The 1,822-nt window shown below is 37.1% G+C and carries 1 pseudogene; it reads left to right on the top strand.

What is annotated here, in order from left to right:
* Positions 1-155: 155 nt before the first annotated feature.
* Positions 156-1,715, top strand: a pseudogene (locus ACQKOG_RS27070) (IS1182 family transposase); the annotation flags it as partial.
* Between the last annotated feature and the right edge of the window lie 107 nt (positions 1,716-1,822).

The following is a 1,822-nucleotide window of genomic DNA, read 5'->3' as shown; positions in this document are numbered from 1 at the left end:
GAGGCTGGGACAAAACCCATCTCTAAACTAAAAAGCCGGCGAAATTTTACGATCAGTAAAATTTCACCGGCTTTCAATTTTTTTCATAAAAAATAAGGACCACTTCTGATAAAATTAAGTCACCACAACAAAATTATACAGAAAGAAGGATCCTTATGTTTAAAGATTATAACATGAATCAATTAATTTTACCTTTAGATTTAGAAGTGAAGTTACAAAAGAATGATATTGCCTTCCATGTCCACCATTTAGTTGAAAGTATACCACCTGAAGCGTTTGAATCGTTCCTTCGAAATGAGGGCTGTCCTGCCTACCATCCACGCATGATGCTTAAAATTATTTTATGTGCTTACACGCAATCTGTCTTTTCAGGGCGCAAAATTGAAGCGCTTATAAAAGATAGCCTTCGGATGATGTGGCTAGCTCAAGGATACGAACCAACCTACCGCACAATCAACCGATTTCGTGTCCAACCAGAGGTGAAAGAGTTGATTCGTCAATGCTTCGTTCAATTCCGCTGCCAGCTGGTACAGGAAGAATTAATTGACCAGGAAGCTATTTTTATTGATGGAACAAAGATTGAAGCGAATGCGAACAAATTTACATTCGTGTGGAAAAAATCGATTGAGAAATATTATAACGGACTAATTGAAAAGTCAAACCAGCTATACGACGAGCTGCTTGAAAAAGAAATTATGCCAGAAATTGAACGGGAAAATGAAAAGGAATTGGCATTGGAAGACCTCGCTCAAATGGTCGAAAAAGTAGATGAAGTGATTTCCGAATATGATCGAAAAATTGAGGACTCATCGGATGTAGCAGAGCGAAAAGCTTTAAGAACGGAACGAAAATTCCCAAAGCAAGCTCGCAAAAAATTAATCGACTATATTGAACGCAAACTAAAATATCAAAGAGACTTCGAAATCTTTGACGAACGAAATAGTTATTCGAAAACAGACCCGGATGCGACATTTATGCGTATGAAAGATGACTATATGAAAAATGGTCAATTGAAGGCTGGTTATAACATACAAGTGGCAACAGAAGGTCAGTATGCGCTTGCCTACAGCATTTTTCCGAACCCAACGGATACACGTACATTAATCCCATTTTTAGATGAAATTGAACAACATTATTTTAAGTTACCAAAACACATCGTCGCAGATGCCGGATATGGCAGTGAACAAAATTATGATGATATCCTTTCGAATCGTAAGCGAGAGGCCTTAATTACATACAACATGTATATAAAAGAACAGAAGAAAAAGTATAAGCAAAACGAATTCAATACAGCAAACTGGGATTATGATGAAGAACATGATCGATACACTTGCCCAAATCAACAACAGCTTGTATTTAAATATCGTTCTACGAAAACGGACAAGTATGATTTCACACGTGAGTTTAAGGTATACGAATGTGAAGACTGTTCCGGATGCCCCTTCCGTTCATTATGTACAAAAGCAAAAGAAGGAAATAATCGTAAGTTAATGGTGAATGAGAAGTGGGAACAACAAAAAGAATATGTGAGAGCAAAGCTTTCAGAAGAAAAAACGAGTACCATTTATCGTCAACGCAAAATTGACGTGGAACCAGTTTTTGGATTCTTGAAGGCTAATTTGCGTTTCACTCGATTTTCTGTACGAGGAAAATCGAAGGTTGAAAATGAGATGGGCCTCGCATTAATGGCCGTGAATTTAAGAAAATTCACAGCCATTAGCTAAGAGCTATATGGAGACAACATAAAAAATAGAGAAATCCGAATTTGAATTCATTCAAATTCGGATTTCTCACTAATTGAAGCTAGTTATGTCCCAGCCTC

The organism is Lysinibacillus sp. NPDC093216, assembly GCF_050280325.1.
Lineage (GTDB): Bacteria > Bacillota > Bacilli > Bacillales_A > Planococcaceae > Lysinibacillus.
The sequence above is the reverse complement of the archived record's forward strand: the minus strand, read 5'-3'. Positions and strand labels throughout refer to the sequence as shown.